The sequence below is a fragment of the Phenylobacterium sp. T106 genome (assembly GCF_057219735.1).
The window spans coordinates 610,433-625,416 of sequence record NZ_JBXVWA010000001.1; the positions used below are offsets into that span (position 1 = coordinate 610,433).

Sequence of the window (14,984 nt, forward strand, 5' to 3'; positions counted from 1 at the left end):
GGCCCCGGGGCGAACCGGGACTCGCTGGCTAGCCCGGGCCGCAGCGGCCGCGCTTCACCTGTTTGGGTGATGGACACGTCGTCGACGCCGCCGGCGCCTTCGTTCATCATCGCCCCTGCGCCTTCAGGGGGGGCCCTTTTGGAGCGACAGGAAGCCGGGACGCCGCCGGGCGGCGCAGCGATCCGCATCGCCATCGTCGAGGACGACCCCGCGATGGCGGCCTGGCTCGCGGGCGTCATCGCGCCGGCCGAGGGCCTTCGGGTCGTCGCGACCGCCTCCACGGCCGCCGAGGGCGAAGCCCTTGTCGCCGCGGGCGGCTACGACGTCCTGCTGTGCGACCTCGGGCTGCCGGACGGGGACGGCATCGCGCTCATCCGCGGCAGCGCCCTTCGCCATCCGGGCGCGGACGTCATGGTGGTCACCATGTTCGCCGAGCAGAGACGGGTGATCGACTGCATCCGGGCCGGCGCCCGCGGCTATCTCCTGAAGGACATGGAGCCCGAGGCCTGCGTCGCCGCCATCCGCGACGTGCGCCGCGGCGGATCGCCCATCAGCCCCGCGATCGCCCGCCAGGTCCTGCGCCACATCCGCCCCGAGCCGCAGGCCGGCGACGCCACGCTGACCGACCGCGAGCGCGACGTCCTGAACATGCTCGCCCGCGGCTTCTCCAAGAAGGAATGCGCCGAGCTGCTGGGCCTGTCGGTCAACACCGTGGGCACGCACGTGAAGAGCATCTACGTGAAGCTCGAGGTGAACTCGCGCGCGGAGGCTGTGTTCGAGGCGTCCAGCCAGGGAATCCTGGATTGACCATCGCCGGGCGGTTCCCATGGCCGCTCAGGCTCTGGCTGGGCTGCCTGCTGGCGTTGACGCTCGGCGCGGCGGCGGCGGCGGCGGCGGCCCGGGCCGAGGACGGCCTCGTGGTGCGCGAGGCCGAGTTCGCCGTCTCCGAGAGCGACACTCCGCCGGCGTCGGGCTGGACGCGGCGTCCCCTGCCCCAGCTCTCGCTCGAGGAGGAGGCCCGCGCGCAGAAGCACCACAGGATCACGGTGTGGGTGCGGGCGCGGTTCGATATGGACCAGCTGGGGGCCGGCCCGCACGCGCTCTACACCGAGGACATCGCCGAGCGCTACGTCGCCTACCTGAACGGCGTCGAAGTCTATCGCACCTACGCGGGCAAGGACGACCGCGTCATCGGCTGGAACCGCCCGGTCCTCGTGCCGCTGCCGGCCCAGGCGCTGCGGGCGGGCCCGAACGAGCTGCTCCTGCGGGTCGACTCGGCGCTGGACTGGTTCCTGGTGGTGGGCGACATCCGCCTGGCGCCCTTGGCCGAGCTGCGGCCGATCCACGCGCGCCAGACCCTTTGGCGGGTCAAGGGCGCCGAGATCGCCAACTACATCGTCCTCGCGCTCACCGCCGTCACCTTTCTCCTGTGGCTGTCACGCCGGCGCCAGGAGCCCGAGCTCGCCTGGCTGGCCGCGCTCGGCATCGCCTACTTCATTCGCGGCACGGTGTTCTTCTTCGAGCGGGCGCCCTTCGACCCGCTGCTCTTCGGCCTGCTCTCGCAGACGATGATCTTCTTCCTGACGCCGCTCGGCTTCGGGTTCGTCGGCGAGTATTTCAAGGTCCCGCACCGCGAGCGCTGGAACGTGCTGTGGTTCGCCCTGGGGACCGCCAACGCCATCGCGTCCGTCGTCCTCACCGCCCTGGGGCACGAGGGGCGGATCTGCACCGCCATCGTCCTGGCCACCGGGGCCGTCAGCATCGGCGTGCTCGTGCGGGCGCCCTGGCGGGGCGACGCCTTCGCGCGCGTCCTGCTCCTCACGATCATGGCGGCGACGCTCGCCGTGGGCGTGCACGACCTGGGGCGGCAGGACCACCTGCTCTGGTGGGACGGCGCCGGCTTCTATCTCCAGCCCTACAACGCCTTCGCCATCCTGGCCGCGTTTTTCTTCGTCGTCGGCCGCCGCTTCGTCTCGGCCGTCCGCACAGTCGAGTCGCTCAACGCCTCGCTGGAGGGCCGCATCGCCGCGGCGCGGGCCGACCTGGCCGCCAGCGAGGCGGCCCGCCGCCGGCTCGAGGTGGAGCGCGCCCTGGAAAGCGAACGCGAGCGCCTGATGCGCGAGGTGCACGACGGCATCGGCTCCAGTCTTGTGACCGCCCTCGCGGTGGCGCGGAAGCAGAAGCATCCTGCCGAGACGATAGACCTGCTGCGCCGGGCCGTGGCCGACCTGAAGCTCACCGTGGATTCCCTGGACCCGCTGGGCGGCGACGTCCTCGCCCTGCTCGGGAACCTGCGCCACCGCTGGGAGCCCGACCTCGGGCGCGCGGGCCTCGTCGTGCGCTGGGATGTTGGCGATTGCCCTCCGATCGGGTGGCTGGATTCGGCGAACGCCCTGCAGTTCCTGCGGCTGATCCAGGAGGCGGTGGCCAATGCGCTAACCCACTCGGCCGCCAAGGTGCTCGTCTTCGCCTGCGCGCCCGAGACGCGCGAGGGCCGTCCGGGCGTCCGCGTCGCGATCACCGACAACGGCAGGGGCTTCGCCCGCGACGGCGAGCCGGGGTCGGGCAAGGGGCTGAGGACCATGGCCGCGCGCGCCGAGACGATCGGCGCCGCCTTCGCCTGCGCCAGCGCGCCGGGACGTGGGACGACGGTGGAGGTCTGGCTGCCCGTGGATCGCCGCCGCGCCTGAGCCGCCCCGGGCCTTACCCGCGGCCGCGGTAGGGCGCGACGCCCTGGTCCGGGAGCCACAGCCCCTCGGGCGCCGGGCCGGTCTGCCAGAACACGTCGATCGGGATGCCGCCGCGCGGGTACCAGTACCCCCCGATCCTCAGCCACTGCGGCGACAGCTCGCGCACCAGCCGCTGGCCGATCGCGACCGTGCAGTCCTCGTGGAACGCCCCATGGTTGCGGAACGACCCCAGGTAGAGCTTCAGCGACTTCGACTCCACCAGCCAGTCGCCCGGAACGTAGTCGATCACCAGGTGCGCGAAGTCCGGCTGCCCCGTCACCGGGCAGAGCGACGTGAACTCCGGCGCCGTGAAGCGCACCAGATAGGTCGTCCCGGCATGCGGATTGGGCACGCGCTCGAGGACCGCCGCCTCGGGGCTCTCGAACCCCCGCGCCTCCCGCCCGAGCTGCGTGAGATGGGTCTCTTCCATGCGCGGGCTTTACCGGCTAGCACGGCCCCAAACAACAACGGGAGGACGCGCGATGGCCCAGGGTGATTTTCACGACTTCGTGGTGGTGGTCACGGGCGCGTCCACCGGGCTCGGCCGCGCCGTCGCCGTCGAGGTCGCCTCCCGCGGCGCCAAGGCGGTGATCATCAACTACGCGCGCAACCGGGACGACGCCGAGGAGACCGCCCGCCAGTGCCAGGCTCACGGCGCCGAGACCGTGCTGGTCCAGGGCGACGTGGCGAACGACGATGACTGCCGCCGCATCGCCGCGGCCGCCGAGCCCTACGGCCGCGTCGACGCGCTGTTCAACAACGCCGGCACCACGACCTTCAACAATCACGCGAACCTCGACGGCGTCTCCGCCGACGACTTCCTGAAGCTCTACGGCGTCAACGTCATCGGGCCCTACCAGATGGTCCGCGCCTGCCGCGCGCTGCTGGAGGCCGGCGAGCGCCCGGGCGCGGTGGTGATGACCGCCTCCATCGCCGGCGTCACCGGCATCGGCTCGTCGGTGCCCTACGCGGCCTCCAAGGGCGCGCTCAACACCATGACCCTGTCGCTGGCCCGCGCGCTGGCGCCCAAGATCCGCGTCAACGCCGTCTGCCCCGGCTTCATCGACACCCCCTGGTTCGGCAAGGGCGTCGGCGAAGCGGCCGCCGCTCGCGTCCGCGAGAACGCCGCGGCGGGCACCCCGCTGAAGGCCGCCTCCACCGCCGAGGACATCGCCGTCTCCGCGGTCTTCCTGGCCTCGCCGCACTCGCGGCACGTCACCGGCGAGACGCTCCTCGTGGACGCCGGCTCGCACCTGGGATTCGCGCCCCTCGTGGCCCGCTGATCGGCCCCGGCGCCCATTTTTCAGGCGCCGCGCGCTCAGCCTGATTAATCGTTCGTCAGCGGACTCGTGGCTTCGCTGGACCGGGCCCCCCGCGTTGATCTGAGGCGTTCGCCGCCGACCATGGCGCGGCTTGCCGGTCACGGCCGGATGCATCAAGAGGGGATAGACAAATGAGAACGCTCAAACTCGCGCTGGCGGCAGCCGCCGCCTCGCTTTGCTTCGCCGGCGCCGCCGCCGCCCAGGAGGAGAGCTCCGGCCCGTCCTTCTCGTTCAACATCGGCGCGTCGACCGACTACGTGTTCCGCGGCTTCAGCCAGACCGACGAGGATCCGCAGGTGTTCGGCGGCGTCGACGCCACCCTGGGCATCGGATACGCCGGCGTGTGGGTGTCCAACGTGGACTTCCTGGACTCCACGGACGCCGAGTTCGACATCTACGCGGGCGTGAAGCCCACCGTCGGCGCGGTCACCTTCGACCTGGGCGTGATCTACTACGGCTACATCGACAAGGGCGCGTCGAACTACGACTACTGGGAATTCAAGGCCGCCGCCTCGGTGCCGGCCGGCCCGGCGACCCTGGGCGTGGCGACCTACTATTCGCCGAACTTCTTCGGCGCCGCGGACGACGCGTTCTACTACGAGGCCAACGCGGCGGTGACGATCCCGGAGACCAAGTTCTCGGTGAGCGGCGCCATCGGCCGTCAGGAGCAGGACGGCGGCCTCGATTACACCACCTGGAACGTGGGCGTCGGCTTCGCGCTGACCGACAACGTGGGCTTCGACGTCCGCTACTTCGACACGGACGCCTCCAACGCCGCCGACCCGCTCGGCTACGGCGACTCCCGGGTGGTCGGGGCGATCAAGCTCGTCTGGTGACCGCTCGCGCGATTCGCGCAGGGGAGCCGCCGCCTGACCGCGGCGGCTCTTTCGTATGCGGCGAGGCCGTTCCAGGTTGCCTACGGAGGCGGCAATGCCTAGGTTCCGCCGCCCTGGCGGGCCGCGCTGGCCGAGCGGGCCGGCGCCCTGGCGCTTCCACGGCTTGTTTTGACTGACGGACCGCCTGCACCGCCCTATGGTCGGGAATCGACAGGACGTCAGCGGAGTTCGGCGCATGGAGCGCATGACCGTTCGGGCCCAGACCGTCGTCTTCGACATGCTGCTCGCGGCTGTCGCCTTTTCCGTCGCCTTCTTCGTCGCGCCGACGCAGCCCGAGCTGGGCTTCGGTCAGGCGGGCGCCATGTCCTTCTTCCAGCTCGCCGCCCTCTATGCGGCCATCGCCGGCGTCTTCAGCCTCGCGTTCCGGCGCGAGCTATCGCCGTGGCGCTACGTGTCCATCCCGGACGCGCTGGTGCTCACGCGCAGCGCGGTGCTCACCGTGGGCGTCTTCCTGCTCGCCTGCTTCGTCCTCGACCGCGCCGAAGGGCTGCCGCGCTCGACGCTGGTGATGGCGCCCCTGTTCCAGATGGTCAGCGCCATGGGCGTGCGGATCCTGCGCCGCGCGCTGCACGAGCACGCCCTCGAGAGCTTCTCCCCGCTCAAGACCGCCACCGACCGCCTCGCCCAGGCCCCGTCCCTGCTGCTGATCGGTCCGCCGTCGCTTGCGGACACCTATCTGCGGGACGTCGCCCGCAGCAACGACCGCGCCTACACGCCGGTCGGCATCATCGGCACGGATCGCCGCGACGTGGGCGCACAGGTGCGCGGGGTCTGCATCCTGGAAGCCATCGATCGCCTCGACGCGGCGCTGGCCGACCTGCGGCGCTGGAACCGCTACCCGCGCGCGATCCTGTTCCTGGAGGAGCCGGCCAAGCTCAAGGGCCTCACCGCCGATGTGCTGGGCCGCCTCAAGACCGACGGCATCCGCCTGCTGCGGCTGCCCTCGATCGTTGAGCTGAGCCACCACGAGGGGCTGACCCTCCTGCCGGTGCGCGACATCAACATCGAGGAGTTGCTGGCGCGCGACCCCATCGAGCTCGACCGGGGCGCCATCGGCCGCCTGATCCAGGGCCGCCGCGTTCTCGTGACCGGCGCCGGCGGATCCATCGGCGCGGAGCTCTGCCGCCAGGTGGCCAGCTTCGGCTGCGGCCACCTCACGGTGCTCGACTTCTCGGAGACGGCCCTCTTCGAGATCGAGCGCGAGATGCGCGAGACCTATCCGCACATTTCCACCAAGGCCGTCCTCTGCGACGTGCGCCACGCCAAGCGCCTGGCCAACGTGTTCGTCCAGGAGCGGCCGCACCTCGTCTTCCACGCCGCGGCGCTCAAGCACGTGTCCATGGTCGAGCGGCATCCCGCCGAGGGCCTGCTCACCAACGTCGTCGGCACCTGGAACGTGTGCGAGGCCGCCAAGGCCGCCGGGGCCGGCCAGATGGTGCTGATCTCGACCGACAAGGCCGTCGACCCCACGAACGTCATGGGCGCCACCAAGCGGCTCGCCGAAGCGGTCATCCAGGCCCAGCAGACCACCAACGACGGCGGCACGCGCTTCTCCGCGGTCCGCTTCGGCAATGTCCTGGGATCCTCGGGCTCGGTGGTGCCGATCTTCAAGTCGCAGATCGAGCGCGGCGGTCCGGTGACCGTGACCCATCCGGAGATGACGCGCTTCTTCATGACCATCCCGGAGGCCGCCCAGCTGGTGCTGCACGCGACCGCGGCGTGCCACGAGGACGATCGCCGGGACTCGCGGCTCTTCCTGCTCGAGATGGGCGACGCGGTGTCGATCCTCGACCTGGCCCGGCAGATGATCGCCCTCTCCGGACGCAAGGACGTGGAGATCGAGATCACGGGGCTGCGTCCGGGCGAGAAGCTCACGGAAGCCCTGCTGGACGAGACCGAGACCTCCCTCCCCGCCGCCTCGAAGGTCCTGGAGGTGATCTCCGGCTCAGCCGTGCGCATGACGCCCGGCCACCTGGAGGATCTGGCCCAGGTCGCCCGCGACGGCGACACCGAGGCCGTGCGGCGCGCGCTGTTCGACCTGGTCGCCCAGGTGCGCGGCGAGGCGCCCGCGGCGCCGCCCAGCCTCCGCGTCATCAAGGGCGGCTGACCACACGCGGCCGCGGCGGACCAGGGCGTTCCCCCTGAGGTCAGGGCTTTCACATATGGCCGATGGCCTTCGCGCCGCCGCACCTGCCTCTCCCGCAAAGCGGAAGAGGGGGACCGCCCGGCAGGGCTGCCGCCGCAGGCGCTCGATCGAACCGCAGAGGACGCAGAGACGCGCGCAGAGAGCGCAGAGATCTCCGCGGCCTCCGCGCTCCTCCGCGATCTCTGCGGTTGAAGGCGGACGGCTCCACCGCCCCTCACGCCCGGCGACTTCACAGGGGGAGAGCCTGCTCCGGACGTGATCCGCGCCGAAGCGGTGGAGGGGGTCTCCGGCTGGCGCTCAAGACCCCTCCACCCTGCTGCGCAGGGGAGGACCAGGGCGACGGCCAGGATCCGGTCGGTGCAGCATTTCCCCAGGTCCTCCCCCGCAGGGGGAGGGGGACCGCCGAAGGCGGTGGTGGGGGGCTGCCCGCGGCGTTCAACACCGCTCAACCCTGCTGTGCAGCACCCCCTTGCAGGGGAGGCGGGGAGTCGGCGTCGCGCCCGCGGCTACTCGGCCGCGACGACCCGTTCAGGCGCCTTGGCGGCTTCCAGTCGCGAGACCAGCGCCTCGTACTCGTCCCACAACGCCTTGGGCGTCGCCTCGCCGAAGCGCTCGTAGAACGCCGGGATCAGCGCCGCCTCCTGACGCCAGATCGCGGGATCGACTGTCAGCAGCAGGTCGAGTTGCGCATCCGTCAGGCTGAGGCCGGACGTGTCCAGGCTGGCCTTGGCCGGCACGAGGCCGATGGGCGTCTTCACCGCTTCCGCCTTGCCGTCGAGCCGCTCGACGATCCACTTCAGGACGCGGCTGTTGTCCCCGTAGCCGGGCCACACGAACTTGCCCCGCTCGTCCTTGCGGAACCAGTTGACGAAGAAGATCCGCGGCAGCTTCCCGGCGTCGGGCGCGGTCTCGCCCATCTTCAGCCAGTGGGCGAAGTAGTCGCCCATGTTGTAGCCGCAGAACGGCAGCATCGCGAACGGGTCGCGGCGCAGTTCGCCGATGGCGTTCTCGGCGGCCGCCGTGCCTTCCGAGGCCACGTTCGAGGCCATGAACACCCCGTGGCGCCAGTCCAGCGCCTCGGTGACCAGCGGAACGGCCGACGCGCGGCGCCCGCCGAACAGGATCGCGGAAATCGGCACGCCCGCGGGGTCTTCCCACTCGGGCGCGGCCACCGGGCATTGCGCGGCCGGAACCGTGAAGCGCGCGTTCGGGTGCGCGGCGGGCTCGTCGCTGTCCGGGGTCCAGTCGCGCCCCTTCCAGTCGATGAGATGCGCGGGCGGGGTGTCGGTGAGGCCTTCCCACCAGACGTCGCCGTCGTCGGTCAGCGCCACGTTGGTGAAGATGGCGTTGCCCCACAGGGCGTCCACGGCGTTCTTGTTGGTGACCTCGCCCGTGCCGGGCGCGACGCCGAAGAACCCGGCCTCCGGGTTGATCGCGTACAGGCGGCCATCCTCGCCGAAGCGCATCCAGCAGATGTCGTCGCCGATCGTCTCGGCCTTCCAGCCCTTCAGCGTGGGCTGCAGCATGGCCATGTTGGTCTTGCCGCAGGCGCTCGGGAAGGCCGCGGCGATGTACTTCACCGCGCCCTCGGGCGACGTCAGCTTCAGGATCAGCATGTGCTCGGCGAACCAGCCTTCGTCGCGCGCCATCACCGAGGCGATGCGCAGCGCGAAGCACTTCTTGCCCAGCAGCGCGTTGCCGCCGTAGCCCGAGCCGTACGACCAGATCTCCCGCGTCTCGGGGAAGTGGACGATGTACTTCACCTCGTTGCAGGGCCACGCGACGTCCTTGACGCCGTCGACCAGCGGCATGCCCACCGTGTGCACGCAGGGGACGAAGAAGCCGTCGTCGCCCAGCATGTCGAGGGCGCCCTTGCCCATCCGCGTCATGATCCGCATCGAGACCGCCACGTAGGCGGAATCCGTGATCTCGACGCCGATCTGGCTGATCCGCGAGCCGAGCGGGCCCATGCAGAAGGGCACGACGTACATCGTGCGGCCGCGCATCACGCCCCTGAAGAGGTCCTTCAGGTCCGAGCGCATCTCGCTGGGGTCGAGCCAGTTGTTGGTCGGGCCGGCGTCCTCCGGCTTCTCCGAGCAGATGAACGTGCGGCTCTCGACGCGCGCCACGTCGCGAGGATCCGAGGCGGCGTAGAAGGAGTTCGGCCGCTTGGCCGGGTTGAGGGGCTTCAGCGTCCCCGCGGCCACCAGCTCGGCGGTCAGGCGGTTCCACTCTTCCTCCGACCCGTCGCACCAGACGACGCGGTCCGGTTCCGCCAGGTCGGCGATCTCACGCACCCATTGCACAAGCTTGGCATGTTTGGTCGGCGCGGGTTCGAGTCCCGGCACGGTCCTAAGGCTCATAGATCTGCTACTCCTCGAACCCATTTTGGCACAGGGGCGTCCCCAGCGCCCCCTTACCGCGAGCGATCCTCATAGAGGCTGTAACCCCGTCTGCATACCGCGGGCCAATCCGTCACCGGCGAAGCTCGCGCTATCGTGTGGATAGAATACGGAAATGGCGCCCGCTTGGCTCATGTTCCAGGCATGCCGTTGCGGCAGACCAGGGGCCATCGGCGAATCGGCTGCGGGAATCCGGGGGCTGGACGTGCGGGCCGCTCCCCCGCGACCCGCACGCCATGACGCCGCTCCCCAAGCGCGGCGTGCCCATCGAGGCGCCGCGAACCTAAGTGACGTCGAAGGCTAGACGCCGCCGATCGCGCCCGCCCCCCAGTGAATTCGCCCGGCGTCCGCTGCGACGTTGGCGACAGCGCCGGATTGAGGCATTTCTGACACCGTATGAGCCTGATGGCGAACCCCGGCGCCCAGCGGCCCACCGACCCGCTGCTCGAGATCTACCTCGAGCGGCGCGCCAATCTCGTCCGGTACTTCGCGGCGCGTTGCGGCTCGACCGAGCTCGCCGAGGACCTGGCCCAGGAACTCTACGTCAAGATCGCCACCCGTGACCTCAGCGTCACGGCCGAGAACCCCGTGGCCCTCATCTACCGCATCGCGGCCAACGTCATGCTCGACCGCGCCCGCGGCGACGCGCGATCCAGCGCCCGCGACGCCGCTTGGCGGCGGGTCGCCCACGTCACGATCGGCGACGAGGACGTGGCCGAACTCGCCCCGGCCGACGAAGCCGTCTCGTCCCGCCAACGCCTGCGCCAGTTGGTGGACGCGGCGGCCGAACTGCCCCCGCAGCAGCGGCGCGCGTTCCGGCTGCACAAGCTGGAGGGCCGCAGCCACGCCGAGACGGCGCGGGAGATGGGAATATCCGTCAAATCAGTGGAAAAGCATGTGTCGGCGGCGCTGAAGACGCTGACGGCGAGACTCGGCCCATGAGGCTCTACCTGAAATTGTACCGGACGACCGGGGGGCAAGCGCCCTCGGCGACGTCTAACCGTGCGACGGGCCGTCGCATGGGGCCTGTCAGGGGAGAGCGATGAACCTCGGCTGGCGATACGGCGACGAGACGCGGCGCGAGGACGCCGCCGTCTGGGTCGTGCGGCTGGAAGCCGGAGACCTTCGGGAAGCGGAGGCTGTGGCCTTCGACGCCTGGCTGTCGGCCAGCCCCCAGAACGCCGCCGCGTTCGACGCCGCCCTCGCCGTTTCGCAGGGCTATGGCGCGCAGGGCCACGCGGTCGCGCGGGCGCTCGCCGAACGCCGCGCCACGCCGGCGCCGGTCGGCGTCGGTCGCCGGGCCGCCCTCGGGCTGGGCGCCGCAGCCGCGGCTGCGGCCGTCGCGGTGGTGCTCGCGCCTGAACTCGCCGGCCCCGAGACCCAGACCTATGTCACGGCCAAGGGAGAGCGCCGCACGATCGCCCTCCCGGACGGCTCGACCCTGGACCTGAACGGCGGCACCCGCCTGACGGTCAGTTTCTCGCGCGGCGCGCGGCGCGTCACGCTCGAGGAGGGCCAGGCGGCCTTCGACGTGGCGCACGCGGCCCGGCGGCCGTTCGTGGTGGCGGCCGGCGACCGCCTCGTCCGCGTGGTCGGCACCCAGTTCGACGTCCGCCGGCTCGGCGGCCAGGTCTCCGTGACCGTCGCGCGCGGCTCGGTCGAGGTGCGCCCCGGCGACGGCGCCGCGGGCAAGGCGTACCGCCTCCGCCCCGGCCAGAGGTTCGAGCACGAAGAAGGCGCCGCCGAGGCCCGCGTCGCGGCCGCCGAACCGCGGGACGTCCTCGCCTGGCGCACGGGACGGCTCATCTACCGCGAGCAGCCCTTGCGCGAGGTCGTTGACGATCTCAACCAGCAGTTCCAGACCCCGATCCGCATCGAGGATCCGGCGCTCGGCGCCATGCCCATCTCAGGCGTGCTCGTCCTCGACGATCAGGCTGCGGTGATACGTCGCCTCGCCTTGCTCGTTCCCATAAGCGCGGTACGTTCCGGCTCGGCCGTGGTCCTCAAGCGCGATCCTGCGTCGGACCGTTAAGCAGGGCGTGGAGCCATTCGACGACGGGGCCTGCCTCTCCGAGCGGTGCTGGGCGGCGTTGTCCTTGCCTGCGTAGCGGGCCGGGCCGACGCGGCCGATGCGCGCCTGCGCCTCAACATCCCGCCGCGCTCCTACGCCGACGCGCTGATCGATCTGGCGCTGCAGGCCAACGTCTCCATCCTCGGGACCGCCACCTGCGGCGCCGGCGGTCGCGTCGAACTCTCGGGCTCCTACACGCTGGACGAGGCGCTGGACCGGATCCTGGCGGGGGCGCCGTGCCGCTATCGCCGTATCGATTCCCGCACAGTGCGGATCACCGCCGCGCCGCCTCGCCTCTCGTTTCCGCCCCCGCCCGAGCCGCCGCGCGCCGCGGCGGTGGTGGCCGAGGTGCTCGTCACCGCCACCAAGCGGCCGGCCGCGCTGGACCGCCTCCCCGCCGGCGTCAGCGCCATCTCACGCGACCAGATCGCCGCCACGCGCGCGAACGACGTCGGCCAGACGATCGGTCAGCTGGCGGGCGTTCTTTCCACGAACCTGGGCCCGGGGCGCGACAAGCTGCTGGTCCGAGGCCTGTCGGACGGCGCGTTCACGGGGCGCACCCGGACCACCGTGTCGACCTATCTCGACGACGCGCCGATCAACTACAACGCCCCGGATCCGGACCTCCGCCTGGTCGACGTCGAACGCATCGAGGTCGTGCGCGGCCCTCAGGGCGCGCTGTACGGGTCGGGCGCCATCGCGGGCATCTACCGGATCGTGACGGCCAAGCCTGACGTCCGCGACGTTGCGTTCGGAGCCTCCGCGACGGTGGCGACGACCGAGGGCGGGAGCACCAGCCACGAGCTCGACGGATACATGAACCTGCCCCTGCTGCAGGACCGCGCGGGACTTCGCCTGGTCGCCTACCGCGACGTGCAGGGCGGCTATCTCGACGATGTCCGCCTCAGGGTCACCAACGTCGATCAGACGCGGCGCGACGGCGGCCGCCTCGCGTTCCGGCTGCAGCTCAGCGACGACTGGCGGTTCGACGCCCTGGCCGCCACCCAGAACCTCCGGTCCAACGACACCCAGTACGTCACCGCCGAGATGACGGGGGGCCGGCGGCAGCCCCAGGCGATGGCGCGGCCGGGCTCGCCCGCCGCGCCGGACGAGCGGGGGAACCGGATCCGCGAGACGCACAACAACGACTTCTCGTACGGGGGCGTGCGCCTGCAGGGGGATTTCGGCTGGGGGACCGTCGCGTCGTCGACGAGCTACATCCACCACGTCTTCGCCAGCCAGTACGACGCGTCGGCCGCGCGCGGGATCTTCGGGGCCGAACTGGCCGACCTCGGCGTCTATGACGAGCGGACCCGATCGACGATGGTCGTGCAGGATCTCGTGGTGCGTTCCTCGCCGGCGGCCCGCTTCGACTGGCTGGTCGGCCTCTATGCGGCCCGCACGCGCGCCCGCAGCCCGTCCACGCTGGAGTTCCTCTCGCCGGCGTCTGCCTCCACGGTCTACTGGGAGAGCCGCCGGGACAAGCTGACCGAGTACGCCCTCTACGGCGAAGGCTCGTACGACCTCGGCGGCGGCTGGACCGCCTCGCTGGGCGGCCGGGTCTTCCAGACGCGCGTCGTCACCACCGCGGACCTCAGGATCAGCGCCCCCTTCGCGCCGCGCTTCTTCGATCAGGCGCGGACTTTCGACGGCTTCTCCCCCAAGATCTCGCTGCAGCGTGAGTTCCCGAACGGCGATCTCGTCTACGCCCTGGTCAGCGAGGGCTATCGCCCGGGCGGCTTCAATTCGTCGGGCTTCTTCCCGATCCGTTCGACCCGCACGACCTTCCGGCCCGACCGGCTGCGCAACTTCGAGGTGGGCGCCAAGTTCCGTCGCCTGGACAACCGTCTGACCGTCCGCGCCGCGGCCTACTACGACGACTGGGCGAACATCCAGACCGACCAGTACCGGCAGTCCGGGCTCGCCTACACAGCCAATGTCGGGGACGCGCGCATCCTCGGCCTCGAAGGCGAGGCCGCCTACGAATTCCCCATGGGTCTCACGGTTCAGGCGAACGGCCTCGTCTCGGACTCGCGGGTCAAGAACATCAACCCCGACTTCCCGGTGTCGCCCGCCGCGCGGATCGCCGACGAGCTGCCCGGCGTGCCGGACGTCTCCGCAGGCGTGCTGGTCACCTACCTGCGCCCGCTCGGCGACACTCTGTCCCTGCGCCTGGTGGCCGAGGCGAGCTACGTCGGTCGGTCCGGCCTGTCCTTCGATCAGCCGCCGCGCACCGACCACTACCTGCGCACCGAGCTGGCCGCCGAGGTCTATGCCCGACACTGGCGGCTCACCGCCTTCGTGACCAATCCCCTGAACGACGACGGCGACACCTTCGCCTATGGCAACCCGTTCAGCTTCGCCGACAACCCGCAGACGCCCGACATCATCGAAGCCGTCCGCCAGGCGACCCCGCAACGCCCGCGCACCTTCGGCGTGCGACTCGCGGCCGCATTCTGAAGCGCGGCCTCGGCTGGGGGGCAGGCTCCTGCGGCGGCGTCTTTACCCATGGTGGGATGGGAGCGGGGTACGTGGTAAAACTCACGGCGCTCGTTTGTGCGCAGAATCAGGACGCATCCCTGGATGCGTGCCTTCGCAAGCTGAGCTTCTGCGACGAGGTGGTGGTGGTCGCCGACCGCTGCACCGACCGCAGCCAGGAGATCGCGCGCCGCCACGGGGCGGTCGTGATCGACGGCATTTTCCCGCTCGAGAACCAGCGCCGGCAGGCGGGCATCGAGGCCGCCACCTCGCAGTGGATCCTCGAGATCGAGCCCGACGAACTCGTGGACGCCGCGGTGGCGTGGGAGATCCGCGCCGCCATCCAGATGCGCCCGGTCGGCGACTGGTACGAGCTGCCCATCGACAACTACATCGGCGAGACGCGCGTTCGCGGCGGTTGGGCCGGCCCTCTCGCCCCGCGGCGGGAAGCGCGCCTCTACAAGCGCGGCCTCAAGGCCTGGGGCCCCCGGCGCCTCAACGCGCCCTATGTGCTCGCCGGCGCTTCGGGAGGCGCTCTGAAGGGCGCGATCCGCCGCTCGGTGGGCCGCGACGCGGGCAGCGTCGTCGCCCGGCTCGATCGTCTGACGGCGCTGGCGGCCGAGGATCTGGCCGAGGCCGGGCGGGTCCGCGGCGTGGGCGCCATCCTCGCCTCGGGCCTCCTCACCTTCCTCGGCGCCTACATCGCGCGGGGCGGATGGCGGGAAGGTCGCATGGGGGTGCTGGCGGCCACCGCCTCGGCGCTCTTCCCCGTGCTGTCGCGGCTGCGCGCCGCCGAGGCCGCCTCGGCCCGGCTGGAGGCGGCCTCGTCCGAGCCGACCGGCGTGGCGGCGCTGCGCAAGGTGGTCGGGCTCGGGCGCTAGTCAGGCGCCGCGACGCGGTTTACGGACGAGCCTGCGCGCCATCGCGCGGATTCCTCGAG

At 71.3% G+C, this 14,984-nt stretch carries 11 protein-coding genes; 9 read left to right on the forward strand and 2 right to left on the reverse strand.

The genetic code is table 11. The features are described from left to right. The first annotated feature begins 138 nt into the window (after positions 1-138). Together AC2D8W_RS03050 and AC2D8W_RS03055 are read left to right on the forward strand one after the other, a co-directional pair. Positions 139-807: a response regulator gene (locus tag AC2D8W_RS03050; protein WP_293483309.1), complete on the forward strand. Its 669-nt coding sequence runs from the start codon at positions 139-141 to the stop codon at positions 805-807. Further along, on the forward strand, positions 804-2,690 hold the full coding sequence (locus AC2D8W_RS03055; protein ID WP_484670267.1) for a sensor histidine kinase: 1,887 nt from the start codon (positions 804-806) through the stop codon (positions 2,688-2,690). The genes AC2D8W_RS03050 and AC2D8W_RS03055 overlap by 4 nt, the downstream gene beginning before the upstream one ends. 13 nt (positions 2,691-2,703) lie before the next feature. Here AC2D8W_RS03055 and queF read toward each other — a convergent pair whose 3' ends face one another. Next, complete coding sequence (gene queF, locus AC2D8W_RS03060) at positions 2,704-3,159, reverse strand: preQ(1) synthase (protein WP_484670268.1); 456 nt, start codon at positions 3,157-3,159, stop codon at positions 2,704-2,706. A 52-nt stretch (positions 3,160-3,211) separates the two neighbouring features. Between queF and AC2D8W_RS03065 the strand changes: the two genes are divergently transcribed. The 3 genes from AC2D8W_RS03065 to AC2D8W_RS03075 all read left to right on the forward strand — a co-directional run bounded on the left by AC2D8W_RS03065 (position 3,212) and on the right by AC2D8W_RS03075 (position 7,054). After that, positions 3,212-4,012, forward strand: coding sequence for an SDR family NAD(P)-dependent oxidoreductase (locus AC2D8W_RS03065; protein WP_484670269.1), 801 nt, complete (start codon positions 3,212-3,214; stop codon positions 4,010-4,012). A gap of 170 nt (positions 4,013-4,182) precedes the next feature. Next, entirely contained in the window at positions 4,183-4,887 is a 705-nt protein-coding gene (locus tag AC2D8W_RS03070; RefSeq protein ID WP_484670270.1) for a TorF family putative porin, read from the forward strand. Between the two features lie 235 nt (positions 4,888-5,122). After that, entirely contained in the window at positions 5,123-7,054 is a 1,932-nt protein-coding gene (locus AC2D8W_RS03075; RefSeq protein WP_484670271.1) for a polysaccharide biosynthesis protein, read from the forward strand. Between the two features lie 545 nt (positions 7,055-7,599). On the opposite strand, the gene AC2D8W_RS03080 is transcribed toward AC2D8W_RS03075, so the two are convergent. Further along, positions 7,600-9,480 carry a phosphoenolpyruvate carboxykinase (GTP) gene (locus tag AC2D8W_RS03080; RefSeq protein WP_484670272.1) on the reverse strand — a complete coding sequence of 627 codons (1,881 nt, stop codon included), beginning with the start codon at positions 9,478-9,480 and terminating at the stop codon, positions 7,600-7,602. Positions 9,481-9,891: 411 nt separating this feature from the next. On the opposite strand from AC2D8W_RS03080, the gene AC2D8W_RS03085 reads away from it, so the two are divergent. From AC2D8W_RS03085 to AC2D8W_RS03100, 4 genes are all read left to right on the forward strand, one after another. Beyond that, complete coding sequence (locus AC2D8W_RS03085) at positions 9,892-10,437, forward strand: RNA polymerase sigma factor (RefSeq protein ID WP_484670273.1); 546 nt, start codon at positions 9,892-9,894, stop codon at positions 10,435-10,437. 100 nt (positions 10,438-10,537) lie between these two features. Beyond that, a complete protein-coding gene (locus AC2D8W_RS03090; RefSeq protein ID WP_484670274.1) occupies positions 10,538-11,527 on the forward strand; it encodes a FecR family protein in 990 nt (329 codons plus the stop codon). A gap of 45 nt (positions 11,528-11,572) precedes the next feature. Next, positions 11,573-14,026: a TonB-dependent receptor gene (locus AC2D8W_RS03095; protein WP_484670275.1), complete on the forward strand. Its 2,454-nt coding sequence runs from the start codon at positions 11,573-11,575 to the stop codon at positions 14,024-14,026. Positions 14,027-14,097: 71 nt separating this feature from the next. After that, positions 14,098-14,925, forward strand: a complete 828-nt coding sequence (locus AC2D8W_RS03100) for a glycosyltransferase family protein (protein ID WP_484670276.1) — start codon at positions 14,098-14,100, stop codon at positions 14,923-14,925. The last annotated feature ends 59 nt before the right edge of the window (positions 14,926-14,984 follow it).